The following is a 25,158-nucleotide window of genomic DNA, read 5'->3' on the forward strand; positions in this document are numbered from 1 at the left end:
TAATTTTCACATTTTTTATAATTTATCTATGATTTATTGAAAATGCAACAGAAAATTAAAATTTCTATTTACTATAGAAACACAACGTGTTTTAATTTTTTTAAGATCATTTTATTAGTTGTTTAGATGTTGGATGAGTCAATGTTCTTAAGGGTTTGAAGGGAATTTTAGGGACATTTACGGGAATTATCAGGGACGTTTACGGGGATGGCTGTGGCGTTTACGGGATAGGGTGAGACGTTTTCAGGAAGTAATAATAAGAAAAATAACTGATGGTGCGACGTTTACAGGTAGGGTGGGACGTTTGCAGGGATAATTGAGGAGAGACACCCGTGTCAAATTTAGAATTGAAGGGATTGAAGTTGCTTCGAGCCTTAGACAATTCATTCCAGGATGGAGAATCTATACCCAGCGAATCGATAACTCATTTAGCTATTGAGTTATTAAATTCTGGCAAATATCAGCCTAGAAAACAATTTGATGAATCTATTTTAGACGAGCTTGCAAACTCCATCAAAGTCCAAGGGATTATCCAGCCACTTATTGTTAGAAAGATTGCAGAAGAACGTTATGAGATTATTGCTGGCGAGAGACGTTGGCGAGCAGCAAAAAAAGCAGGATTATCTTATGTGCCTGTTATTATTAGAAATATTGATGATAATGTTGCTCTTGCATTTTCACTGATTGAAAATATTCAGCGTGAAAATCTTAACCCGATTGAAGAAGCGTTAGCATTAAACCGTTTTCGCGAAGAGTTTGAAATGACTCATGAGGACATAGCACAAATGATAGGGCGCTCTAGAGCCTCGGTTACTAATACGCTTCGCTTACTATCTTTGGATTCTAGAGTAATAGAGATGCTAAACGAGGGTAAGATTGATATGGGACATGCCCGATCGATTTTGAAACTTTCGCCAGAACATCAATATCAGGTTGCATGCACCGTCATTGAGAAACAGCTCAATGTGCGTGATACGGAGGCATTAGCAAACCGATTGAAGTCATCAGGGAATAAGGAACGTGACAAGACTTTTTCTTCAGCTACACGGCATGACAAGTGTGAGGAGTGGAGTACCTATCTATCTCAACAATTTACAACAAATGTTTCTGTAAAAGTAAATGCTGAGGGTAAGGGAAAAGTGATTATCGAGGTGAATTCTGCTAGTGAGGTTGATTGGTTGATCAAACTAATGAGCGAAAGAGGATAGTTATCCACAAAATCTGTTGATAACGTTTTGTGATAATCGTGGGTTATAACGTAATTAAGCCTGTTAATGAGAAAGAAGAGTGTGTTTAATTTTTGGATTAATGATGAGACCATTGCGTATTTTTATCAGTAGCGTACAACAAGAATTTAAAGAAGATCGTCTAGAGATATGCCATTGGTTGAAAAATGATCCCTTAATGCGTCGTTTTTTTGATCCATTTTTATTCGAAGAATTACCTGCCCATGATAGAAGAGCAGATCAAGTTTATCTAGAACAAGTACGTGCTTGTGATATCTATATTGGTCTTTTTGGTTATGATTATGGCTTTGAGAATGCAAAAGGTGTTTCCTCTACGGAGGAAGAATACAATCTAGCTTCCGAGGAACATAAGACCCGATTAATTTTTATAAAGGGAAATGAAGAAAGTAAACGCCACCCTAAAATGAAAACCCTTATTACTCGTGTTGGAACTGAATTAATCAGAAGACGCTATCAATCTGTTTCCGAGCTTATCTCTGGTGTTTATGCTGCCCTAATACATGATTTAGAGGAACGAAAATTAATTAGAAATAGCCCTTTTGATGCTGCTCCTTGCAGAGGAGCAACATTATTAGACTTAGATGAAGAAGGAATAACGACTTTTTTACGTCGAGCAAAACGCGGACGTGGATTTCCATTGCCTATCGATGCGACCCCTTTTGAATTATTGTCTCATTTGAACTTGCTGGATGAGGATAAGCCTACACATGCAGCAATGTTACTCTTTGGAAAACAACCACAACGGTTTGTTATGTCATCCGAGGTAAAATGTGCTCATTTTCACGGGACAGAAGTAGCCAAACCCATTCCTTCATATCAAGTATATAAAGGCACGTTATTTTCACTGGTCGATCAAGCGATTGATTTTGTAATGTCCAAAATTAATCTTTGGGTGGGAACCAGAGAGGGAGGGGCGGAAGTGCCTGTAGCCTATGAAATTCCCCAGGAAGTTGTCGCAGAAGCGATTGTGAATGCGGTTGCTCATCGTGACTATGATAGTAATGGAAGTGTGCAGGTTATGCTGTTTGCAGATCGATTGGAAATTTGGAATCCAGGAGGACTCCCTCCATCATTAACTTTAGAGAAGTTACGTCATCCACATGGTTCTGTTCCAAGAAATCCCTTGCTTGCTGAGCCATTGTATTTAACGAAATATATCGAGCGTATGGGAACTGGTACAGGGGATATGATTCGTCGTTGCCGTGAGGTTGGAATGCCAGAGCCTGAATTTTCTATCTCTGATGGATTCAAGACTACCATTTGGCGTAAATCATCATCGATGACCGGACAAGTTACCGGACAAGTTACCGGACAAGTTACCGGACAAGTCGACCCATGGGTTGAGCGGGTACTCAGAGCATGTGAGCTAAAAGGTGAGCTGAAAAGTATAGATCTACAAGAGGTAGCAGGAATCAGGCATCGAGAAACTTTTCAACGTAATTATCTTGATCAATTGCTCAGGGATGAGTTAATCGAGCGTACTATCCCAGATAAACCTAAAAGTAGATTGCAAAAATATCGCTTGTCCCAAAAGGGAAAAATTTTATTAGAAGATTTATCTAAAAATAAAAAATAGAATTAAGCAGGTGTTAGAAAAGAGAAAGAGATAAAAGCAATTATTAAAGTGACTTTGTTTGAATGATTTCTTGTTTAAGTGAGCAGTGTTTAGCAAATATCAACGAAGGGCATTTTTTATGCGCTTAAGTAAAAAAATCAACTTCCATATTTTAGTTTTAAGCGTTGTTTTCACTATAACCAATGGTTTGGTTACATAAAAAAACGTCGTTTCATTAAGCGCTATTAAAACACGTTTATAATAACTCTGTATATTAAATAATCATTAAGCATAGATGGATTCGATATTAAAAGGGAAGATCAGCCAAGCCAAAACGGTAAGCTATGGTATTATTTAGAAAATAGTCAAATTAGCAATGCGTTTCAGGCGATCCGGGTTATCTTCAACATAAATTGCGGTAGTAACAATGTTGGCATGATCTGCAAGACGAGAGACTGCTTTAATATCAGCGCATTGCTCAATTAAGCGGGTAATGAAAGTACGTCGACCAGAATGAGAACTTGCTCCAATAATTCCTGCCTTATCATAGGGTGACTTGAACCATTTTTGCAAACTATTGGGCGTAAAGCGACCTTTACGTTGAGTCTGAAATAAGGGATTGTCTCGTGCAACATGTTTTAGGGTATCGAGATGTGCTTGGAGGGCTTTGCGGATTTTTTCATTGGCAAGATAAGCGTAACGTTGCTTATCACCTTTGGTCATTGAGCGCTTCAAACAAATCGCTTCAAGTAATTGATCGTTGTAATCGGCGACATCTGCAATAGTAAGTGAAGCAATTTCTTTGACTCGGAGTCTAAGTCCAAAAGAGCAAAAAATAAGTGCTACATTTCTAATAGCAAACTGTCCATCTTTGGCAAGGAGAAGACGTTTAAACTCCATTTCACTTAAGACTTCAGTTTTTCCTTCTTTTGGGATAAAAGACTCAATATTTTCCTGTTTTAATGGTATTCTAAATAAATTAGGCTGTCTTGGCAAAAGCAAAAATAAAACTGTTGTTTATAGTAAGAACTTTAGTATGAATACACTCATCGATGCAGCAATAAAATATCTTTCCAATCATTATTGCAGTGAAAAAGAACTCATAAGGCAATTGGAGAGGGATTTTTCTCATGTGCCCGAGTTAGATGCTCAGATTCATGCAACCATAGCTCGTCTTCGGGAATTACATTTAATTAATGATAATCGTTTGGCTGAATCATTAAGTGCCCGCTATATCCATAAAGGAAACCGTTTTATTCAACAAATATTAAAACAGAAGGGCGTTAAAGAAGAAGTGATTAAGCAAGTCTTAGAACATATTGAATTGGAAGAAGTTCGTGCCCTGGATGAAGTCCGGAAAAAAATGCGTGGATTTAAAAATGAGACCGATGAGGCGATAAACACAAAATTGGCTCGTTTCTTAAGTGGTCGAGGTTTTTCCCATGCTACGATAAAAACCGTACTTAAACAGTTAAGTGAAGAACAGACCACTTAAAGTTTTAGATAGTGTAGTGGATGAGTACAACAATCATTTGCATCCTTAAGAAAAGAATACAGTAAATTAAACTCTGAATGAAATGATAAACTTACAACGCATCATGATTATTGATCGACCAGGAAGTGGCAAGTCCACTTAAAGATCTATAATGAAGAAATGATTGGTGATTACAATCATACTCCCTTTACCATCTACATAAAATCTATCGACAAAAGGACCGTTTTAGCAGGTTGTTATGGGGATGTCACTCGAGCCAATTGCTATGTCGATTGCATTTGGGTTCATCCGGATTTTAGACAAAAAGAATTAGGACGAAATCTCATGGAAAAACTGGAAATTTTTGCAAAACAAAAGAATTGCCAAGTGATTACCATTGAGACGGCCGAATTTCAGGCAAGATCTTTTTATGAACAGCTTGGGTATGTTGTCATATCCATGACAGAACATAATTGTTTTTTGGATTTCAACGTTTATTTGATGAGAAAATCGCTATGAAACAAGAACACCAATTGATTTATGAGCTAGAAATTTCTCTATTAAGGTCGGAAACGAGAAAATCTAGTGCGCAACTGAAACTATTGATTGCTGATGAATTTATCGAGTATGGGGCCTCTGGCTCAATTTACAATAAGAACGACCTACTTGATTCTCTTCCAGAAGAAGAGCAACGAAGCTATATGGTTAATGATTTTTCAGTTTTAGAGGTGTCGCCTGAAGTCATGTTGGCAACTTATAAGGTTACTGTTGCCTCAAAAAGTTCTTTACGTTCTTCACTCTGGCAATACAAACACAATCGTTGGCAAATGGTGTTTCATCAAGGAACGCCTTGCCACGAGTGCGAGGAATAATCCATTTTTACAGGTATTATGATGATAACAATAGCCTACCTAAAACAATATTCAGACTGTATTCCAAAGCTTGCTAAGATTTGGCATGAAGTTTTAGGTAAAATCTGGATGCCAGAGATTGGAATTGAAGAAATTGAATCTTTGTATTACGAAGAGCTGAACCAAGATATGCCTTTTACTTACATTGCGCTATACGATGAAATTCCTGTAGGTTCTTGTACTTTGCAACTAAATGAAGATATTCGACCAGATTTAGGGCCTTGGATTGGTGATTTGGTGGTTGATCCAAAATATCAAAAACAGGGGATCGGAAAAATGTTAGTTGATGCCGCAGTCGAGAAAGCAAGAGAACTTGGCTTTGAAAAACTGTACTTGTTTGCTCTTGATCCTACCATACCTGAGTATTATAAGCGCCTTGGTTGGAAAAAAATCGGTATGGATGAATTTAAATCTCATCCTGTAACGGTGATGGAGATCAGTTTATGAAGATAAAAAGGGTAATGCAAAAAGACTGGGAACTATGGAAATCATTTCGATTAGAAGCGCTAAAGAATTCACCTGAAAGCTTTGGCTCTTCTTATGAAGAGGAAGTGCTTATGTCCGATGCTGATTTTCAACATGGATTAAGTAAAGGATATGTATTGGGTGTCTTTGTTGACGATTTATTGGTGTCTTGTGTTGGATTCTATACGCTTAATTCACTTAAAACCAAACACCGAGGTGTACTTTGGGGTATGTATACTCGTCTTGAATACAGAGGAAAAGGTATTGCAACAGCATTAATTCAAACCCTGATACAGCATGCAAGGACCTGCGTCACTCAATTGCACCTAACCTGTATAGTAAGTAATTTTGTGGCCTGCGCTTTTTATCAAAAGCAAGGATTTCGAATTTATGGTACCGAACCTAAAGCACTTAAAATTAATGGTACCTTTTATGATGAATATTTAATGGTATTGGATTTCAATGAGGAACCCATGAAAAAACTGGAAACTTATCAGAGCCTTTGTACTGAAGTATATGATTTAAGTAAACCTAATGCACCACAAGATGAATACTCATTCTATCGAAGCTATGCCGCAGAGGCTAAAGGCTTGATTTTAGAGCCTATGTGCGGCTCAGGTCGATTTTTACTGCCTTTGGCTGCAGAAGGATTTGATGTTCTTGGCTTTGATGCAAGTCAACCAATGCTAGAACGACTGCATGCAAAAGCGAAGAGCAAAAACCTTAAGCCAAAAGTCTGGCATGGTTTTATTGAAGATTTAAAGCAATCCGACAAATACTCTTTGATTTTTATACCTAGCGGCTCATTTGGTCTCATCACAGAAAAGGTGGATATCCAAAAAGCCTTAAAAACCATTTATGAGCACTTGGAAGATAAAGGTCTTTTTGTATTTGAAGTAGAAACACGCCATGCGGTTCCTAAAGAATTAGGTATTTGGAGAGGTACAAGATGGCCAAAAGAAGATGGAACACTTATCCTACTCAGCCAATTAGCTATGCTCGATGAGGAAATTTGTTACTCTATAGGTAAATATGAACTGATTGATAACAACCGTGTAATTCAAACAGAGGTTGAGGAATGCAAAATTCGAATTTATCAAGATACTTCTTTCTTACTTAATTTGCTTACTGAGGTTGGTTTTAGCAATGTACGAACGGTTAAAGCATTTGACCGAAACGCATCGCCTAATGAAACAGACGAAAGTATTGTTTTTGAGTGTAGAAAATAATTGAGGTAATAAATGAATATTCTATGTCCAGAACCACTGCAAAAAGGGGATATCGTAGGGCTTATTTCTCCCTCGAGTCCTATTACAGAAAAAGCAATAGAGGTGGGAGTTCATTTATTAAAGTCGAATGGATTTAATGTAAAGTATGCAAAGCATATGTTTGCATCAGAACGATTTTTAGCTGGTAAAGACCGTGACCGTGCACAAGATGTGATGGATTTCTTTATAGACTCAGAAGTGAAAGCAATTATTGCAACCCGAGGAGGACAAGGTTCACAACGACTTTTACCTTTCTTAGATTATGAATTGATTAAGAAAAACCCAAAACCATTATTCGGGTTTAGTGATACTACAGCGTTGCAACTAGGCCTGTTTAAAAACAGTGGCTTAGTAAGTTATACAGGGTTTACTTTGACCATTCATTTAAGTACCCAAGTTAAAAAAACATTACTTTCTTCTTTGTTAGGCCAAGAGTACACAATTCGCAAAGGAATAAAGGTTCATGGAGGCGTTAGCCGAGGTACTCTTCTTGGTGGCAATTTAACACTTATGACTAATTTAATGGGCACACCCTACATGCCTACTTTTAAAGGAAGTATTTTGTTGGTAGAAGATGTTGGCGTCGAGCCCTATAATATTGATGGCATGCTCTCTCAATTAGATTTAGCTGGAGTCTTTGATGAAGTTTCCGGCGTTATTTTTGGTACATTTGAACAATGTAAAAGTAAGAAGTCGAATCAGAGCGATGGTACGGTAGAAGATGTAATCAATGAATGGGCTTCTAAATTAAAAGTCCCTTGTATTAAAGAGTTTTCCTATGGACATGGTAAGCAAAATTGCATTCTTCCAATTGGCAAAGTAGTTACTTTAGATGCAGATACTACTTGCGTTACGATTCAAAATTAAAAATGAAGAAATAACCACTTGATAAAACTGATGAGAGCATTGGTTTAATAGAGGCATAAATGAATACACAAGAAATACCCAAAGAATATCAACACACTTCACCAGCAGGAGCTGAGGTTCGATTGCTGATGAATAATCATTTAGGTGGAATGGCTCACTGTACTTTGAAGGCAGGCACAATTTCCAAAGCAGTTCGTCATAAAACTGTATCTGAATTTTGGCATGTCCTTTCTGGTGAGGGTGCAATTTGGCGTAAGTTGAACGATGAAGAGAGCATTACCCCTTTAACTGCTGGAGTCAGCATCGATATTCCCTTGGGAACACATTTTCAATATCGAAGTGATGCAGCAGATTTGGTGTTTATTTGCGTTACTATGCCACCTTGGTCGGGCAGTGATGAGGCAAGTTATGTGGAGCATGGTGCCTGGCCTCCTACAGTGGAATACATTAAATGACTTTAAAATTATCGTTTTTAGAAAATCCAAACCCTGATGATGTTCAAATATTAACGAATGGGATTAAGGCGTACGCCAAACAAGCAAGGGGCTTCGAGTCCTTAGATTTCTTTGCATGCTTTATTCGTGATGCAGACAATAGCATTGTGGGTGGTTGTAGTGGTGGAACACTCTATGGAGGACTTCATGTCGATAATCTTTGGGTGAGTGAGTCCATCAGACATCAAGGATGGGGAACAAAGCTCATGCAAGAGGCATTGAAGTACGGTAATGAGAAAGGCTGTGCTTTTGCAACAGTTAACACTATGGATTGGGAAGCAATAGAATTTTATAAAAAATTAGGTTTCGAACTTGAATTTGAGCGGCATGGGTTTCAGAAAAACTCTGTTTTTTATTTTTTGCGTAAAGAATTTCAGGAAACAACAGACATCGGGCTCTTAAATGATGATTCAGCCTCGATCTTAAGTCAAAACCTAAAATCGCCTACATTAGAATCTGTAGTGAGCGAAGAGGTTGTTTCAATAAACAATACGCCTCATTTTAAGTGGGGACAAAATTGTGATGGATGGTGGTTAAAAAATGAGGGGCAGTTTAGTGTTATTTATGAAACGATGCCCGCAGGAAGTTGTGAGATAAAGCATTATCATCAGGAAACAGAACAATTTTTTTATTGTTTACAAGGACAATTGGTTATTGAGTTTGAAGAATATGAACAGGTGTTGCAGGAACAGGAAGGAATAAGTATAAAAGCAGGGGAAGCTCATCAAGTGAAAAACAGTTCCAAAAATTTAGTTTCTTTTTTGGTGATTTCATCTCCTAATCTATCCGGGGATAGAGTGAATCTGGAGTGCTAAAATGTCTATTGAGTTGATTATCCGCAAAGCAGTAATTGATGATGCTCAACATCTTCACCCTTTAATGGAACAATTAGGCTATCCGCAATCATCTGCTGAGTTACAAAGACGACTTGAGCTATTTACTAATGAACTGCATTACGGTGTTCTTCTTGCGGAAATTGCTGGAAAAGTTGTTGGTTGGATTGCTTGGTCTAAGAGTTATCTTTTTGTTTCCGAAACAACAAGATTTCATATTGAAGGCCTTGTGGTCGACCAAAGTTATCGTAATCAAGGAATAGGTAAAAAGCTTATGATTACTGTTGAGGAGTTTGCCAGGCAATTTAGTCCCTGTATCATTGATTTGACATCGGGACTTAGGCGAGCCAAAGAAGGCTCCCATGATTTTTACAAATCGCTTGGATATCAGAATGAAGGTCATATGGCGAAACTGTATTTAAGGAAAATGCTGTGAACATCAAAGAATTACACTCTGCTTTAAAAGTTGAGACAGCAACATTAGATGATTATCCTACCATCCAAAACATGGCACGATTTTATGTATATGAACTCTCGCGTGACTGTGGTTTTATTTCAGATGATTGGGCTTTGCCTTCCGATGGCCTGTATGAAAGCTTCGATTTTAAAAAATACTTTGAAGAGCCGACAAGAAAAGCCTTTCTGATTAAAGTTGGTAATGAATTAGCTGGTTTTGCTCTATTAAATCACGAAGGAGTTTACCCTGATACTGCATGGAATATGGGCGAGTTTTTTATTACTGCTAAGTTTCAAGGCAAAGGTTTAGGTTATTTAGTTTCCTCTGAATTATGGAAAATGCATCCAGGCTTATGGGAGGTTTCTGTGGTTCCAGAAAATAAGCGAGGGCTTAGTTTTTGGCGCAAAACTATTTCAAAAATTACAATGGGCAATTTCCAGGAAGAAATTAAAACAATCAATTATGATCCGCATCAACCACAACGAGTTATTTTTCGTTTTGATAGTACAGCACATGAATGCAGCAAGCCTTTAGAAAGCAAGAAAGAATATCAAATCCAATTTGTTGATGAACTTGATGAAGCTACGGAAAAACGAATGACAAATGGATTTATTGCCTATGAGGCTCAGCATGGTATTGACGTCAATTATCGACGTTTTTCAGTGACCATTTCTTCTGCCCATGGAGAAATTTTTGGTGCGCTTAATGCCTTTACTGCGTTTGCAGAAATTTATGTGGATGATATTTGGGTAGACAGTGCTTATCGTGGTAAAGGATATGGCAAACAGTTATTACTTGCTCTTGAACATCACTTCAAAGGTCAGGGCTTTAATAATATCAATTTGATGACCAGTGCTTTTCAAGCTCCAGAGTTTTATAAAAAGTGCGGTTTTATGCCGGAATTTACGAGAATCAATAAAAAAAATCCCAAGTTAAGCAAAACATTTTTTGTTAAATTTTTTAATGAAGAGTCAGAGAAACAAGGCATTCTTAAGGCGGCTCATAGTGAATAGAAGTCAACTAGAAACAATCTGTAAAAAATTAAAGATGAACCAACCTTTTGACTTGCCTCAAAGAGTCTATGGCGGTCTTTTGCATAAAATGTGGTATCTGAAGTGCAATGGCTCACAGTTTGCTGTAAAACAACTCGATAGCAGCATCCAATTGACTGAAGAAGTTAAATCCCAATATGAATTGACAGAAGAGATAGCTTTCCAATTTTCCCAGCGTACTATTCCCGCAGTTCATGCTCTAAAATTAGAAAATAATTACTTAATCCTTTCAGAAGATGAGGCCTTTCTTGTTTATCCTTGGATAACAGCAAAAGCATTGGATAAAGACGCTATATCTGAGATGCATGCGCTTAAAATAGCCACTCTTTTGGCTAAAATTCATCGTATTAATCTTAATGTTTCCCAGCTAAGTGCTCAAGAATTTGATATTCATCCCAATGAAAAAATTAGTGTGTTAATAGACCAGTCAGCAAGCAAAAATTTGGTGTTTAAGAAGCAATTAAAAAGTAATCAACGAGTTATAATTGAGCTTAACGATATCTATCAAAAAGCAATACCTATTCTACAAAGTAGTAGTGTAGTAAGCCATGGTGATTTGGATCAAAAAAATGTTTTATGGGATAAAAATGATACTCCATTTCTCATTGATTGGGAGTCTGCGCGAAAACTTAATCCCACTTATGAAATAGTCAATTGTGCTCTTGATTGGAGTGGAATTACTACTCCGCTGTTTAATAAAACTTTATTTATAAAAATGCTAAAAACATATGCATCTTCTGGAATAACAATAAATCAGGATCATTTAGAAGCTGCTTTTTATGGTGTTCTTGGCAATTGGATCAATTGGCTAGTATATAATATAAACCGTTCTTTTAATTCTGATAAAGAGCAGCAGGACATTGGTATAGAGCAGGTTCTTCAGGTTTTACCTACTATTATTCAAGTCAAGGCGAGTATTCCAGAATTAACTCAATTAGTAACACATGAATTAGGAATAACCTTTTAACTTTCGCCAACTTTGATTACCATACCGCACGAAAGTAACTTAAGTTTCAAGGAATGCTTCATGACGAACATCAACAATAATAAAGCTGCATTAGTGACCGGAGCCAGCCATGGAGTTGGTCTTGAACTTGCTAAAATTCTTTTAGGTGACGGCTGGGCTGTCTATGGAACAGGGCGGGATGTGAGCAGCTTAGAGGATACTAAAGCGCTATATCCTCGTTTTGTGCCCATTCAATCGGATTTTATTCGCAATAGTGATATCGAACAGGTTGCTAAAATTATTAATGATTCTGGAATACCGCTTCATCTTTTAGTTCAAAATGCAGGAATGAAAAGTCCTCCACGTCCGTTGACCGAATACGATTGTGACAGTATTGACGAAGTTTTTCAGGTTAATTTATTAGCTCCAATGAAACTTACGGCACTACTTGCCGCGCAGATGCCTGAGAAGTCTCGGATTTTATTTGTTACATCAAGAGCAGCTACTCTGAAACTTAAAGAAAGTTCAACATACTGTGCCAGCAAAGCGGGTTTGGATGAAGTAACTGCTATTGTGAGAAAAGAGCTAGCAGAGAAAAATATTGGTGTGTCTTGTGTTATTCCAGGGGAAGTGGATACAAGAATTCAAAAAATTTTAAGAGAAACAACTTCATTTCATTTACATAAAATGTTTGATGAGGCTTATCAGTCTGGTCAATTAATAAGTCCGGAAACTTGCGCAGAATTCCTTAAATGGTTTCTTTGCGACTTATCTTTTGATAAATTTAAGCAAAGCAATATGCCCGTTTCCATCTATGAAGAGTGGCATCATTCATTCTGGCTTAGAGATAGGAATCAGCTACCTCCTTTTCCTTTCTAATTTATTTATGAATTTTTATGATTAGTTCCAATAAAAATTCAACTCTGGAGAACAGATGCTTCGTTTCTTCTGTTCCTTTTTCAAGGCATACTCTCTTATGGGGGATATGCCCCACTCTTTCTACAATTGTTTTCTAAAATAGATCCGATCATGTCCTTCTAAATAATTTTTAATTGTCCCTATGTGCTGATAACCTTGTTTTAAATAAAATCCTTCTGCTTGAAAAGAAAAAGTATCTAATGTTGATGCAGGAATACCTCGCTTAATTGCTTCGGCTTCAACGCTGCGTAATAGTTCAGCACCGATACCAAGGCCACGGTATTCTTCCTTAACCCAGAGGACATCAACGTATATTGAGCTTTTATGAGCATACACAATAGCTCCGCCAATAATATTACCCCCGTTATCTTTCCCATAGATTGAGTAACGCTCTGGTTTGGTTTCTGTAAAAGGAGCATTAAAATTTACTATCCCATCACGAACAATTTTATCTTGCTGTTCTAGTAGATTGGTGTCTATAACAAGCTCTAGTTGGTAATTCATTTGCGATTGATTCATGAGTTATATCTTCTAAAATTAGCTTGAATACAATAAATCATTGACCACTTCCATAGTAATTTCGGGTAGTTTTTGTGTTTGATCAATACACTCTTGGATGGTTATAACCGCTTTTCTAATTTCATTGGGTAACATCTTAGATGGTGCATTGTCGCCTGGCCAAGAAGCATCTCGAGTAGCTTTATCGGGCCAACGAGAATAAGCAAGCCACATACCATCGTTAGTTTTATGCAGGCAAGAACCTAAGGCACCGCGATATTGCACAAAATAGGAAGCAACCTGATGCCAAGCCTTTTGATACTCCATCTCAAGTCCAGGCTTAATAAAGGCTCGGTAAATAACAGCAAAACATTTTTTTGAAAGCTGCTTAAATTGTTCAAGTGCCTCTTCAGCTGTTAAATCTTGTGCACCCAAAACATCCTCCGCTTTGAATATATTTATACCTTTGGGAATTGAAAATTGGGAAGTAAAATACATCTGATCAAGGCCTATTCCAAAAGCACAATGTTTATAGCCTAGAACACGAAAGTAATTAATTGGTTGATGATTTTCATTAGCCAAGACATATTTTCTGAATTTTGGATTATAAAATCCATAAGTCATGTAGTAATGAATACCTTGGCTTTCAAGATCTTGAATGATTTGCACCAAATTCTGGTGCAGTTTTTCAGGCGAATAAAGTTCAATATACATCCCAGCTTTTTCAAGCGTCGAATGTTCATTCTCTGGATAAGGAGGATTCAGCGCCACAAAATCACCAGGTGACGCAATCGAAATCACTTCCATAAAATCCCCGCTTTTGAAGGTAACCCGATTAGCATTGAGTAGAATAGATACTCGGTCAATTTCACTTAAAAACATTTCCAAAGACAAGTTCGCTTTCTCAAGAAATCTATCAGCCTTTTTTTCTTCAAATAGTTCACCTTCACGGTAGATAATGTTTAATTCCTTATCATAAAAAAGGATTCCACCCCATGAATGATTAATGATAAAAGGGAGCAGTAATGCTTTTTCTTCATCAGTTATTTGGTTGTAATTCCCAATCACTTCAAGGAAAAAATCTTTTTTTGATAATGAGGCATCATATTTTTCTACTAATGCTGTATAGGGCTCTTTGATTAGATCTGGTTTGTCTTTAATTAATTGAAGTGTATTAATAAGAATTTTATTGCTGTCATTGATGATATATTCCTCTGCAAGACCGATCTCCATTGCGGCCATACTCCAGGAAGCAGACCCTGCAAAAGGTTCGATTGCTTTCTTGTATTTTTGACCATTATTATTTGCCAATAATACAGAGAGATGCTCATTCAACCAGCTAGTATCAGGGGACATATGCCCTGTCAAATCTGGAAGAGTAAGGTACCTATTTCCGAGATAATGGAGAGGCCCACCATGATTTTGAGTTAATTGAATAGAACGTGGATTCATAATGGTCACTATGTGGTAAATTTATTTATAAAGCTGCACATCTTAACATGAAATAATAAATTTTTTATTCTATTGAGCAAGCATATCTTATTTTTTAATTATTGATGTGGCTCATTATTGTGATATTAAAACATACTATTTGAATTAGCTGATTTTACCGGAATATCTTGTATTGCGTCCCAATGCTCTATGATTTTCCCGTCTTCTAATTTGAATAAATCAAAAATAGCTCTACCCCGAGTGCCAGGCTCACGAATAGAATGTACATAAAGAATAACATAGTCCCCATCAGTAAAAATTTTTTTAATTTCACTATGAGAATTAGGATAATATTCAATTAAATATTGAATAAATGCTTTTAAACCTTCAGGTCCATCAGCGGCAGCAGGATTATGTTGTTTATAATTTGTTCCCAGGTACTTTGATGCTGCTTCAAAATTTTTTTGATTAATTGCTTTATTATAAAACTCAGTAACTATTTGTTTATTCATTTTTTGTTGCTCATCAATAAATGCATAACTATTGTTAATAATTGATAGAAACAAACTTATAGCAAAGATTTTTTGATTTATTAATAATCATAAAACACCAATGGTTATTTATTCTCAGGGTTTATCTTGAGATAGCCATCAAAAAATTCGGGTAAATCTTTCAATGCTTGTGCTCTTGCTGCTTCATTAAAACCAATATGATAATGTTCTCCTTTTTCGTCAATAACTTCTTTTGAAACTGGGAACTCAAAGTTATCAAATCCATGCAATGCATTTTCATAAATTTGGATGGAAACATTTTGATTGCTACCAGTACTTTGGTCGACTAACTGAATGCAATCTTGGGTTGTTGCACGATCATCATGTTCCCCAATAAATAGTTTGGTGATTGCCCTTAGTTTTGTTCCTTCTTCAAGTCGATGACATACGCCATAAAAAGAAGCCGCTGCTTTAAAAGAGAGCTTTTGGTAAGGTTTCGGATCTTGTTGTGATAACGCCATGATTTTCAATACATCAAAACCTCCCATAGAAAATCCCAAAAGTCCTATTCGGTCAGGATCAACAGAAGGAAGCTGCTTAAGATATTCATAGGCAGGAACGATATCATCAAGTTGTGCTTGTGTTGCTCTTTCCCAGCCTACTGAGCGACGATCTTCCCAACCTCTGGGTTTAAAACTGTCTATTATATAGACTACGTATCCATGCTCTTTTAATCGGGTGGCCCAATCATAATTCACTTTTTCGATACCGGTACTCGCATGCAATAATAAAATAGCAGGGGATCTCATCGTTGCATCAGGAATATAAAGACTGTGATGTGGATCATTAGGATCAAAGACATAATCTTCATTATGTGCTAGTACTTCAGTACACACTAATAAAATAAATAACATAAAAAGCATCTTGGGATGGAAAAACATAATTTTAATTCCTTAGTTTTAAACAGTTAGCTTTAGACTGGATGCCTCATTATTTTCTAGCTTTTCCATGTGTTCTTTTAGATTGCAAATTTCATCAAAACGAGCACCTTCATGAATTCGAGTGAGGGCAGCCGCTTCTTTTTCCTTAATCTCTTCTGCTTTATTAATAGCATTAACTGCTTCTTCTTTATTCATGACAATAATGCCGTCTTCGTCAGCAAATATCAGCTCACCAGGATTTACCTCAACAGAACCACAATTGATTGGTTTTCTTATACTGCCAATTTTATTTTTACTTCCTGATTTGGCGCATTGTCCCTTAGCAAGAAAAGGGATATTTGTTGTTCTGATTTCAGAAACATCTCGACAATTTCCATCAGTAATAATGCCACCAAAACCCTTCGTTTTTGCTACATCTGCACACATGCCACCTGCTACAGCAAGCTTGGTGCCGCAGGAAGCGATAACCAATAAAATGGGAACTCGGTCATCAGAACAACCAAGGGCAAGCATAAAATCAGGCAAGTCATCCAATGCTTGCATTGTAGATAAAGAATCTTGAGCCGAGTTAACTGTATAAGCTCTTCCTACAATTCTTGTTTGTGGCGATGTGTTAAAAGAATGAATATCTGAATCCATGAGACGCACACCGGGTAAAGCATCACAGATTAAGGGCGTTGTCAGTTGAGATAATCGCTTACATATTTCAATATAGCTATGTTCGATCTTTAGTTTCATAATAATCCTTAATATATCGATTCAGTTCTATCCAATTTGTATGAGGTTTTAGGGATAAAATAGGTGAAAATCTCCCTCATTTAATAAAGTTGTTATTTGTTGATAATCTAAAGTATTTGCTGTTTGAGAAGCATTTTGGAATTTCAATCCGATGACGGATGCCATTGCTGACCAGGAGGTGGGTTTAAAATTGTACTGTGTAACATAGCCTTTCTCATAAAGGTTTGTTGTTACAAAATAATCATAACCTCGAGCAATATTATCAGGTTTCCAAAGTATTTCTTCTCCAGGTGCTGGGGTAAGGATAATTTGGTTTGCTTCTGCTATTTCTTTTTCAAGATTGTAATTATCAATACCATAGGTAGATAATAATATTTGTATTTGATATTGCTTGAGCAATTCCTGAGTCAAGCTTTTGAGTTTATCTTTCTGGGATTCGGTGTCTAGATAAACAATATCGGGATCATAAACTTGATTGTCAATTAAAAGTCCACCGCTTTTGATAACAGTACTTTTCCAATATTCATATCCTCTTAGCATTTCACGACCTTTAGAACCATCCTTCCCTGTCAATGGTAAAGCAACTCCCATGCGCAGTTTTTTGTGTGTTCTTTGGGTAAACTCAGGGATGAATGCTAAACCATTTGGTCCAGCATGGGTTGGAATAGAGATGAGTTCAAAATTATGCAAATCTATTTTAGATAAATGCTTGTCTGTTGCATTAGATACATAAGCATATTGACCCTCTGGGTCCATTAAAACGTTAATCGGATTTAATCCGGTGACTAATCGTTTTATCACTTGGCCTGAATGAACATCAATCACTGCAACTTGGTGATCAAAGGGCGCCGGTGCTAATACATAGTTTTGATCAGGAGTAATATCTGAGTAAAGAATCGGTCCTAGATTCAAATTAGTGAATTGTTTTTTAATGGCGAGGGTATCGGGATCAATAAAGACGATCTGATTGACAGCTGATACCATCAAGGAACGATGATCTGGCGTATATTTTAAACCCCGTACAGCTGAGGGCAATGTGAGGTTTCCAGTAATTATTCCTGAATCAGGATCGATTCGAATGACGCCATCTTTACCCGCCATTAACCACAAGGTTTTTCCATCATTAGAAAAAAACAGATTATGTGTATTAGGACTGACCGCAATTTTTTTGACGATGGTTTTGGTATCAACATCAAAGACGAGAATCTTACCGCCTTTTTCCACATTCACAAAAAGTTGTTTTTCAAAAGGAGGTCGTAACTTAACACCATGAGGCGCACTATCGATGTCTGCATAGTCTTTGTTCTCTAGTGATTCAAAAGTAAATAGCCGATATTTCTCGACTTGATTTAATAAATCGATAACAGAAATGGACACACCAGGTATACCAGAGCCACTGTCGTAGTCTCTAATGCCGAAATTGCTGACAAAAGCTGTTTTCCCATCTTTTGTAACAGCAATCTCATGAGGGAGGAAGGCAAGTTTCAGGCTACCTTTTCTTGCACCTGTATCGGGATTATAGAAACTGATACGATCGGCATTTTCTTCAACAACAGCTAACGTGGTGTTGATAGAAGAGGAATAAGTGAGGCCATTGAAAATCGATAGAGCAATAAATAGGCTGCTAACTTTTTTGAACATCATTAAATCCCTTTATAAACACAAAAAGTGCCGCCATGATAGTAAGGGGATACGATATTGTCAATATATATAGGCGCCTATATAATAGCGCAAAAAGGAACTATCCATGACATTTAATTTGAATGAACATACTGGTGTCTTGATTAAAAAGGCAGCTCGCTTGTTTGAACGTGTTTCAAATCTCAACCTTGAAGAACTTGGTGTGACCTATAGTCAGACTATTTTTCTGGTTCGCTTGTGGGAGCGGGACGGCCAAACGCAAATGGAACTCACAAAAAGTGCGGGACTGAAACAACCTACCGTAGTAGGTATACTTGATAAGATGGAAAGAGACCAGCTTATCACACGTGTTCGAAGTGAACAGGACAAACGTTGCTATCATTTTTTTCTTACTGAAAAAGCGAAACATGCTTGTCGCGAATTAGAAAAGCAGGGGATATTGATGCAGAATTTGTCTGCTGGTAATTTACCCAATAAAGAAGTTAGCAAGTTAAATGAGAATCTATTATCAATTATAGAAAACCTAGAGCGTTTTATTGAAAACATTCAGGGGTAGACTTATGGCCTCATGTTCAGTCACCTGAAATGTAGAAGCAAATTGATCCATCACCAAATCTACATCACGATAAACCATAAATGAAGAATGTGGTGTAGGAACAGGATGATTGTAATTTGCTACAGGCCCTATACAAACTAGATTTTCATGTACCTTTCCGTATGTATCGATCACTTGATAATGATCCGTTAAATGGATGCCACCATAAGGCTTAGTGCTTATTAATCCGGTTTGTGCCAACTTGTCTAATAACATGGGCTTGACACTATTGGGATCTGGTTTGTAACGATATCCAGTTGCATCAATAAGAGTTGCAGCATGCAAGACTTCGCCTGATGTAAATAATAATTGGAACCTGTGATTTACTTCATCATAGCTTACAGAAGCCAAGCTATGATGCTCAATAATTCTATTTTTCTCATAGAGATGGAGCATGATTCTAGCATTCACTGGTGTGATACCAGTCAAATAAGCCATTAAAAGAGAATAGAAGTATTTTAGAAATTGTTCTTTGCCTTCAACATTCAAGCTTTGCCACATGTGAGTATAACAACCACTAAAATAAAAAGTTTTAATAAATGCTCGTAGCTCATCAATATTACCCAGTATGGGATTGTTTTCTGGCAGATGATCAAATTTATTCATTTGATAACGTAAAGTCTCAAGAGCACCAGGGGAATGGGTAGGAGCAACAGGATTTTTAGCATCATTTTGATAAGCATTCCAAAATAATGTTTTTGCTTCGAAAAAGGTTAAACTGTCAGGAAAGCGTTTTTGCAGACTATTTGATAATTCCTGTTGTTTTGTAGTGTCACAACCATCTGTATTGCCTTTGGTTGTTAATATATTAGGATTTCGCGTGACACTGTGTATTTTTCCTGAGTACTGCTTTTTCATAGTTAACCAAAGTGCGGCATCAACAAATGCTGCCTGACCACCAATGATATAAACATCATCTGCTAAATCCCATGCATCTGGATTTCCTGTTGTGTTTTCAAAACGGAGAAAACCTGGTTGATTCTCGACAGTATGAAAAAAAGGATTTGTTAAATGTCCAGTTGTTATAAAAAGTCTATCAGCGATATAATTTTGATCCATGCATGCTATCTGATAATTCCCTTCTTTTAGTGGACAAATATCTGAGATTGGCAAAAAAATTTCTTTGACTGTTATCCCTAGTGATTTAACCAGTGTTTTATGTTTTTCATATTGAGCGCGTAAATAATGACCCACTAAAGCACGAGGAATATATTGTTTGTCTCTATGTGGATAATGATCTTGGAGCAACTCTGGATTAGCATCTATCCATTCTGTTAGGCTATCTGTAGTAGAAGTAAATTTGAAACCATCAGCTGGATTATTTAAAGTCCAGAATTCTGGGCTATCAACAGAATAAGCAAAGCCTGTAGCAAAGTATTGTGGATTTTGTTCAAAGATTAAGATAGTAATGTCATCGTCAGAATATTTCATTGTTGCAAGCAGGTGACTTAAACGACAAAAAATAGCATTTCCGCAGAGTCCCATTCCCGCGATAGCAATTACTTTTGGCATTATATCAAGACAATTGTTGGATCAGAGGAAAATTCTAGGGTTTAACCTCGATACTGTCAATTTGTAGATTTCTTATCTTTAAATGACAACAGATTGATCGATCCACATCCTTAATTTAGAGCTAAATCGTCCCTGACGGCAAAGAGTTTTGACGGCCTTTGTAGTGATGCTTTTAATTAAGCGGTATTCCCCCAGTACTGCATGTATAGTCCAACATTGGTTAATAATTGTATAGTCTATTATTCTTCAGTTTCACTGGTGTAAAATTGAAAGTGTCTTTTAAATAGGAGTCCTTAATGCAGGATGCAATAACGATTGAGAACAATTGGCGCTCTCGTGGCTTTAGTTTTGAGCTTTGGGAAGATCCCCCAGGTCAAATTTGGAAGGATTTTAAGCATGAAACGGATGAGTTATTCATGTTGCTTGAAGGTGAAGTCATTTTAACCGTGGGCAATAAAACGTTAAAACCTGCTATTGGAGGTATTGATTTCAGGAGGAGTAGATCATACGGTTCAAACCAGTTCCACCACAGGAAGTCCTTGGTATTATGGTTACAAAATAAGAAGGTAAGGGAATGACACAAAAGAAAATATCACTAGAAAATGATGCTGTTCTGCAATTCATTGTTGATGAATTAATATCTTTACATCATTGCCATACAATTATTTTATATGGCTCGCGCGCACGAGGAGACTTCACAGTAACCAGTGATTATGATTGCAGGGATTAGGGAAAAAGGAGATAAGCAACGAATTGCACGCTTTGATGAAGCACATCAAGTTTATCATGATATTTTTGTTTATCCCGAGAATGCTTTTGATTCAATTTCTGATGAACATTTATGTATGTCAGATGGCATCGTTGTTCTTGAAAAAGCTCATTTTGGCACAGAGTTATTAAAAAAACTCTCTGCTTTTTTAATATTGCCTGAGTCCCTCCCTCCTGATGAAATTACAGCACGTAGAGTGTGGTATCAAAAAATGCTGGCAAGGGCGTATACTAGAGATTTAGAAGGAAAATATCGCCATATTTGGTCAATCTTCACAATTCTAGAGGATTATTTTGTATTCAAAGAATTGCGTTATCAAGGTCCAAAAAAGCATTCAAGTATTTAGAAACACACGATCCAGAGACTTTATCATTATTTGATGAGGCCATAACGAATATCGATAATTTGGATGCCTTAAATAGGCTAATTACAAGAGTTATAAAGATAGACAAAACGTAGGATAATTATGCCAGAATTAGATATTGAAATTATCAAAGATAATCCAGAGTACTTTCTTGTGAAAAGGCATCTATTATTTTTATTTAGAGTGCCTAGTAATGAAATTTAATATTTATATTAAAATTTTGACTGCGTTCTTTGTGATTTTTTTAATTCTTGTTTTGGCATTTTTTAAATATTTAAAGTCAGTTGAGACAAAGATAGTTGTTAATGCTGGAAAAACGACCTCGCAAGGGCTTTTAATTAGTTTAGAAAAAGAGTTAATTAATAACCCGAAATCAAACTGGGATGCGATAATAAAGAAGAAAACAGATAATGTTATTCATCTTATAGCAATCGACAGTCTAAAACTCACCCTGGTGCAGAATAATCAATTAAATAATGATGAAATCATTTTTTTATCAGGTACAACCTATCAATTTCTAAACGAGGTCATTGTAGAACATACTGCGTATAAAAAAATTGGTAATACCCCATATGCATTAGCTTACAATTTTTCAGATCCTGGCGAAATTATTTTTAATTATATGAATCCTGTTTTAAAACAAGTCGTTCAACATTTATTATCAAAATCAAAAAATACCTGGAGTAATGAACTATTACATTTAGAAAAAATATATGGTTTCCCTCTTCATGTTTATAAAACTAAAAGTAAATACTTACCAGGTAATATAATTAATTCTTTATCAACAAAGCGTCTAGTATTTGAAACCAATAAAAACTCGTCACAAATTGTTATTCTCTATTATCGTTTTAGTGGTGGAATACTCAAAATTGGCCCACTAAGCTATCTACCAGTTATGGCAAGAATCAGTGATGTGATGTATTATTTTATAGGAACTTTCTTTTTTATATCCCTTTGTCTTATTGCCTTATTTTCATTGCTTTTTGTTAGAAATATGAAAAAGGTGTATCAGATAACTAAAAATTTCAGTCAAGGGAACTTTGATTTTCATCGGAAAATAGGTACTACCTCTGTTTTGTATGGGCTGTATAGGAATATCATCCAAATGGGTGAGCAATTAAAAGAACTGATTGAATCACATAAACAATTGTGCCGGTTTGTCGCGCATGAAATTAGGACCCCTTTGTCAACCATACAAATGGCGACGGATAGTATCAAAAGGAAAAACGCTGAAGATGCATTGCTCAATAAACAGATAAACAGCATACAAGAAGATATTGCAGATATGAATCGGCTCGTCAGCACTTTTTTGATTTACTCAAAAATGCATTCAAACGAATTGAAATTAAAACAGTCTGAGACCGATATAATAGTATGGTTAAGAAAATTATTAGAGTCTTATTCTTCCTCAACATTTGAAATTACATTTCATTCTAATGAGTTAAATTCTTTGAAAGCATACATAGATGAAAATATTTTAAAACACGCTGTTACCAATTTGATTACAAATGCCATGAAATTTGCAGAGCACACTATTTCTTTAACCATTTCGCTGGATAATAGTCATATTTTACTTCACGTAGACGATGATGGCCCAGGCTTGCCGGATGATGGTGCGGATGACATTTTTTCTGAATATACAATTGCTGAGGACGCAGGAATTGGAGATAAACATATTGGGTTAGGATTAGCTATTGTTAAAAAAGTTGTTAATCTCCACGGAGGAAAGGTCATGGCTACACAATCACCGATATTAAAAGGTGCTCGATTCACCATAGTACTTCCAATATATTCTCAACGATTAAGATTTTAGTTTTGGAAGTTGGTCCTCAACTGTAGCATCTTTTGAAGTATCCATCTCTTGTTTCATCTCAACCAGTGCGTCGATAACCGCTGTTAACTGGAGTTTTGCATTTTCAAAACGTTTAGGGATAAACTCATCTTCCTCACCATCAATCGCTTCTCCAGTTCCAATTCCTTTTTCAAGAGCGCTGATAACCACACTAAGCTCTGATTCAAACGCCGATAATAGTTCATTACTCCCCGTTGCAGATTGCAAGATTCCATGCAATTTTTCCACTACATCTTCAGGAATATAAAGAGTGCCTTCACTGCATTTGCTATATTCACGTTTCGCAATAGGTAATGAAAGTAGTTCATCAGCCTTGTGTTGACTCATCTGAAATATTTGTCTAACAGATTGTTTTAGTTCTATGGGAGTTGGTGGCGAATTGCTAGATTTCAAAGATGCGAGAAGCTTATCACTAGCAGTTACTCTTCCATCTTTGCTATGTTCTTGCGCTGTCTCGATAGGAGCCTGTCCTTTTTCATTTCGCACTTCAAGACTAGCACCACACTCTAATAACTTTTTAATGAGATGTAACGGCTCTTTTCTATAATTATAAAAATTCTGTACCGCATAGTGCAAAGCCGTCATGCCTTTTTTATCAGCACTATTAATATCAGCGCCATGTTTTAATAATAAAGCAATGACGCTATCATTACTTGGTCCACCAATAAGGACTTTTCCACAACTTACCATTGCCAGGTTTAACAAATCTTTATTAACTAGAATTGACTCTAGCAAGTCTTCATGACCTTTAAATACAGAAGGTTCTTTTAAACCTAAGAGAAGTTCTAGTACATCTCTATCTGTCAGTTGTTCTATAGGGTCCGCCCGACCTAAGATATCACGGACACGTGTTAAATAATTTTCTTGTTCTTTACCTAATATTTGATTTTCCTGTTCAACAAACTTTGCAACATCTTCTCCTTTAAATCGCAATTCTGGGAAACCCTCAATTTTCTTTAAATCTTGAATGTTTAGAATATCTCGATTTAAAGCGATTTTTGCTATCAGTTCATCGGCTCCGTCTTTACCTAGAATTGCACGGGCATATTCTATGGTGTTCACTTTTAATTCTTTAGCTGTTTGTGTTGAGGCAAATAAAGATTTTCGAACGGCAACTTGATATTCACCATGATGAAAAATAACACTGTTTCCAGCCTTCCAAATATTTCCTGCCATCGATGTGATAGGGGATGCCGGCGAAAGGGATCGGAAGCCGGTCTGTACATCTTGCGCATTCCATGGTCCAGTTCCACCAAACGTGATTTCTGGATGTTTCACTGATACTCTTTCTAAAAATGTTTTTTCCTGTGAGTTTGCTGCAGCATTAAGTTGATTGTCTGTATTACAACCTTCTAAAGTCACATAAACTTCAACATGATGTGCGGGCAATGCTCGTTTAAAACCATGTAATAAATTATCAAAATGATTATCATATAACTGCTCACTTGGGCCATGGCAATTACCCATACCATATTCGCCACCACCAGCATGGCCCATAATAAATAATTTTGGGTTCTTCTCAAATATATTGTCTAGTTCTTCCGGTAAGTCTCGTTTGAGTTCATCCAAACTACTATAGATTTTTGGGGATTTATCACACTGATCAAAAAAATAATACTTCAAATCAGAGCCTTCTAAATAGACGCCAATTGGAACAAATTGCTTGAACCGTTGTTTTAAGTAAGGATTTATCACCACACCTCTCTGATTTTCAGGCAGTGGATGATCTGGATCTGGTTTATATATTAAGATTTCTATTGCAGCGTCTTTCATGGCTCATCTCGACTATTACTTAAAATAATAGGTTGATTTTATCAAAAACACTCGGCTCAAATGTAT

The 25,158-nt window shown here is 36.5% G+C and carries 28 protein-coding genes and 2 pseudogenes; 20 read left to right on the forward strand and 10 right to left on the reverse strand.

Going from position 1 to position 25,158, the window contains the following annotated elements; all coding sequences use genetic code 11:
- Positions 1–33 precede the first annotated feature (33 nt).
- Positions 34–105, reverse strand: a pseudogene (locus ACWTEW_RS00850) (hypothetical protein); the annotation flags it as partial.
- A gap of 227 nt (positions 106–332) precedes the next feature.
- Between ACWTEW_RS00850 and ACWTEW_RS00855 the strand changes: the two are divergent.
- Together ACWTEW_RS00855 and ACWTEW_RS00860 are read left to right on the forward strand one after the other, a co-directional pair.
- Complete coding sequence (locus ACWTEW_RS00855; protein WP_454783428.1) at positions 333–1,208, forward strand: ParB/RepB/Spo0J family partition protein; 876 nt, start codon at positions 333–335, stop codon at positions 1,206–1,208.
- Between the two features lie 100 nt (positions 1,209–1,308).
- Positions 1,309–2,823, forward strand: coding sequence for an ATP-binding protein (locus ACWTEW_RS00860; protein ID WP_454783429.1), 1,515 nt, complete (start codon positions 1,309–1,311; stop codon positions 2,821–2,823).
- A 333-nt stretch (positions 2,824–3,156) separates the two neighbouring features.
- On the opposite strand, the gene ACWTEW_RS00865 is transcribed toward ACWTEW_RS00860, so the two are convergent.
- Positions 3,157–3,804: a tyrosine-type recombinase/integrase gene (locus ACWTEW_RS00865; RefSeq protein ID WP_454783430.1), complete on the reverse strand. Its 648-nt coding sequence runs from the start codon at positions 3,802–3,804 to the stop codon at positions 3,157–3,159.
- A gap of 34 nt (positions 3,805–3,838) precedes the next feature.
- Between ACWTEW_RS00865 and ACWTEW_RS00870 the strand changes: the two genes are divergently transcribed.
- The 13 genes and pseudogenes from ACWTEW_RS00870 (at position 3,839) to ACWTEW_RS00930 (ending at position 12,448) form a co-directional block, all read left to right on the forward strand.
- A complete protein-coding gene (locus ACWTEW_RS00870; protein WP_454783431.1) occupies positions 3,839–4,297 on the forward strand; it encodes a regulatory protein RecX in 459 nt (152 codons plus the stop codon).
- Between the two features lie 159 nt (positions 4,298–4,456).
- Entirely contained in the window at positions 4,457–4,795 is a 339-nt protein-coding gene (locus tag ACWTEW_RS00875) for a GNAT family N-acetyltransferase (protein WP_454783432.1), read from the forward strand.
- Complete coding sequence (locus tag ACWTEW_RS00880) at positions 4,792–5,148, forward strand: nuclear transport factor 2 family protein (RefSeq protein ID WP_454783433.1); 357 nt, start codon at positions 4,792–4,794, stop codon at positions 5,146–5,148. Before ACWTEW_RS00875 ends, ACWTEW_RS00880 begins: the two co-directional genes overlap by 4 nt.
- 21 nt (positions 5,149–5,169) lie before the next feature.
- Positions 5,170–5,634, forward strand: coding sequence for a GNAT family N-acetyltransferase (locus ACWTEW_RS00885; protein ID WP_454783454.1), 465 nt, complete (start codon positions 5,170–5,172; stop codon positions 5,632–5,634).
- A 14-nt stretch (positions 5,635–5,648) separates the two neighbouring features.
- Positions 5,649–6,083 (forward strand): annotated as a pseudogene (locus tag ACWTEW_RS00890) (GNAT family N-acetyltransferase); the annotation flags it as partial.
- Positions 6,084–6,125: 42 nt separating this feature from the next.
- Positions 6,126–6,881, forward strand: a complete 756-nt coding sequence (locus ACWTEW_RS00895; protein WP_454783455.1) for a class I SAM-dependent DNA methyltransferase — start codon at positions 6,126–6,128, stop codon at positions 6,879–6,881.
- Positions 6,882–6,893: 12 nt separating this feature from the next.
- Positions 6,894–7,787: a S66 peptidase family protein gene (locus tag ACWTEW_RS00900; RefSeq protein ID WP_454783434.1), complete on the forward strand. Its 894-nt coding sequence runs from the start codon at positions 6,894–6,896 to the stop codon at positions 7,785–7,787.
- 59 nt (positions 7,788–7,846) lie between these two features.
- The gene (locus ACWTEW_RS00905) at positions 7,847–8,242 is read left to right on the forward strand and encodes a cupin domain-containing protein (protein WP_021460598.1); all 396 of its coding nucleotides are present in this window, start codon (positions 7,847–7,849) and stop codon (positions 8,240–8,242) included.
- On the forward strand, positions 8,239–9,096 hold the full coding sequence (locus ACWTEW_RS00910) for a GNAT family N-acetyltransferase (protein WP_454783435.1): 858 nt from the start codon (positions 8,239–8,241) through the stop codon (positions 9,094–9,096). Before ACWTEW_RS00905 ends, ACWTEW_RS00910 begins: the two co-directional genes overlap by 4 nt.
- 1 nt (position 9,097) lies before the next feature.
- On the forward strand, positions 9,098–9,550 hold the full coding sequence (locus tag ACWTEW_RS00915) for a GNAT family N-acetyltransferase (RefSeq protein ID WP_454783436.1): 453 nt from the start codon (positions 9,098–9,100) through the stop codon (positions 9,548–9,550).
- Positions 9,547–10,584 carry a GNAT family N-acetyltransferase gene (locus ACWTEW_RS00920; protein ID WP_454783437.1) on the forward strand — a complete coding sequence of 346 codons (1,038 nt, stop codon included), beginning with the start codon at positions 9,547–9,549 and terminating at the stop codon, positions 10,582–10,584. The genes ACWTEW_RS00915 and ACWTEW_RS00920 overlap by 4 nt, the downstream gene beginning before the upstream one ends.
- Positions 10,577–11,590 (forward strand): aminoglycoside phosphotransferase family protein, encoded by a 1,014-nt coding sequence (locus tag ACWTEW_RS00925; RefSeq protein ID WP_454783438.1) that lies wholly within the window; start codon positions 10,577–10,579, stop codon positions 11,588–11,590. Before ACWTEW_RS00920 ends, ACWTEW_RS00925 begins: the two co-directional genes overlap by 8 nt.
- A gap of 60 nt (positions 11,591–11,650) precedes the next feature.
- On the forward strand, positions 11,651–12,448 hold the full coding sequence (locus tag ACWTEW_RS00930; RefSeq protein WP_454783439.1) for an SDR family oxidoreductase: 798 nt from the start codon (positions 11,651–11,653) through the stop codon (positions 12,446–12,448).
- A 120-nt stretch (positions 12,449–12,568) separates the two neighbouring features.
- Here the strand turns inward: ACWTEW_RS00930 and ACWTEW_RS00935 are convergent, their stop codons facing one another.
- The 6 genes from ACWTEW_RS00935 to ACWTEW_RS00960 all read right to left on the reverse strand — a co-directional run bounded on the left by ACWTEW_RS00935 (position 12,569) and on the right by ACWTEW_RS00960 (position 18,230).
- Complete coding sequence (locus ACWTEW_RS00935) at positions 12,569–13,006, reverse strand: GNAT family N-acetyltransferase (protein WP_454783440.1); 438 nt, start codon at positions 13,004–13,006, stop codon at positions 12,569–12,571.
- Positions 13,007–13,024: 18 nt separating this feature from the next.
- Complete coding sequence (locus ACWTEW_RS00940) at positions 13,025–14,437, reverse strand: DNA adenine methylase (RefSeq protein ID WP_454783441.1); 1,413 nt, start codon at positions 14,435–14,437, stop codon at positions 13,025–13,027.
- A gap of 125 nt (positions 14,438–14,562) precedes the next feature.
- The gene (locus ACWTEW_RS00945) at positions 14,563–14,928 is read right to left on the reverse strand and encodes a nuclear transport factor 2 family protein (RefSeq protein WP_454783442.1); all 366 of its coding nucleotides are present in this window, start codon (positions 14,926–14,928) and stop codon (positions 14,563–14,565) included.
- Positions 14,929–15,032: 104 nt separating this feature from the next.
- Positions 15,033–15,848 (reverse strand): dienelactone hydrolase family protein, encoded by an 816-nt coding sequence (locus ACWTEW_RS00950; RefSeq protein WP_454783443.1) that lies wholly within the window; start codon positions 15,846–15,848, stop codon positions 15,033–15,035.
- Positions 15,849–15,866: 18 nt separating this feature from the next.
- A complete protein-coding gene (locus ACWTEW_RS00955; protein WP_454783444.1) occupies positions 15,867–16,586 on the reverse strand; it encodes an RraA family protein in 720 nt (239 codons plus the stop codon).
- A 48-nt stretch (positions 16,587–16,634) separates the two neighbouring features.
- The gene (locus ACWTEW_RS00960) at positions 16,635–18,230 is read right to left on the reverse strand and encodes a YncE family protein (protein ID WP_454783445.1); all 1,596 of its coding nucleotides are present in this window, start codon (positions 18,228–18,230) and stop codon (positions 16,635–16,637) included.
- A gap of 103 nt (positions 18,231–18,333) precedes the next feature.
- Here ACWTEW_RS00960 and ACWTEW_RS00965 point away from each other — a divergent pair, with 103 nt between their 5' ends.
- Positions 18,334–18,783 carry a MarR family winged helix-turn-helix transcriptional regulator gene (locus ACWTEW_RS00965; RefSeq protein ID WP_454783446.1) on the forward strand — a complete coding sequence of 150 codons (450 nt, stop codon included), beginning with the start codon at positions 18,334–18,336 and terminating at the stop codon, positions 18,781–18,783.
- Here ACWTEW_RS00965 and ACWTEW_RS00970 read toward each other — a convergent pair.
- Positions 18,751–20,334: an FAD/NAD(P)-binding protein gene (locus ACWTEW_RS00970; protein ID WP_454783447.1), complete on the reverse strand. Its 1,584-nt coding sequence runs from the start codon at positions 20,332–20,334 to the stop codon at positions 18,751–18,753. The two genes, ACWTEW_RS00965 and ACWTEW_RS00970, sit on opposite strands and share 33 nt — an antisense overlap.
- Positions 20,335–20,630: 296 nt before the next feature.
- Here ACWTEW_RS00970 and ACWTEW_RS00975 point away from each other — a divergent pair, with 296 nt between their 5' ends.
- The 4 genes from ACWTEW_RS00975 to ACWTEW_RS00990 all read left to right on the forward strand — a co-directional run bounded on the left by ACWTEW_RS00975 (position 20,631) and on the right by ACWTEW_RS00990 (position 23,280).
- Positions 20,631–20,912 (forward strand): cupin domain-containing protein, encoded by a 282-nt coding sequence (locus ACWTEW_RS00975; RefSeq protein WP_021460548.1) that lies wholly within the window; start codon positions 20,631–20,633, stop codon positions 20,910–20,912.
- A complete protein-coding gene (locus ACWTEW_RS00980; RefSeq protein WP_021460547.1) occupies positions 20,909–21,064 on the forward strand; it encodes a nucleotidyltransferase domain-containing protein in 156 nt (51 codons plus the stop codon). The genes ACWTEW_RS00975 and ACWTEW_RS00980 overlap by 4 nt, the downstream gene beginning before the upstream one ends.
- Positions 21,048–21,449: a hypothetical protein gene (locus ACWTEW_RS00985; protein WP_021582646.1), complete on the forward strand. Its 402-nt coding sequence runs from the start codon at positions 21,048–21,050 to the stop codon at positions 21,447–21,449. Before ACWTEW_RS00980 ends, ACWTEW_RS00985 begins: the two co-directional genes overlap by 17 nt.
- Positions 21,450–21,660: 211 nt before the next feature.
- Positions 21,661–23,280 (forward strand): sensor histidine kinase, encoded by a 1,620-nt coding sequence (locus tag ACWTEW_RS00990; protein ID WP_454783448.1) that lies wholly within the window; start codon positions 21,661–21,663, stop codon positions 23,278–23,280.
- On the opposite strand, the gene ACWTEW_RS00995 is transcribed toward ACWTEW_RS00990, so the two are convergent.
- The gene (locus ACWTEW_RS00995; protein ID WP_454783449.1) at positions 23,269–25,092 is read right to left on the reverse strand and encodes an ankyrin repeat domain-containing protein; all 1,824 of its coding nucleotides are present in this window, start codon (positions 25,090–25,092) and stop codon (positions 23,269–23,271) included. The two genes, ACWTEW_RS00990 and ACWTEW_RS00995, sit on opposite strands and share 12 nt — an antisense overlap.
- Positions 25,093–25,158: the final 66 nt, after the last annotated feature.

It is taken from the genome of Legionella stuttgartensis (assembly GCF_977063405.2).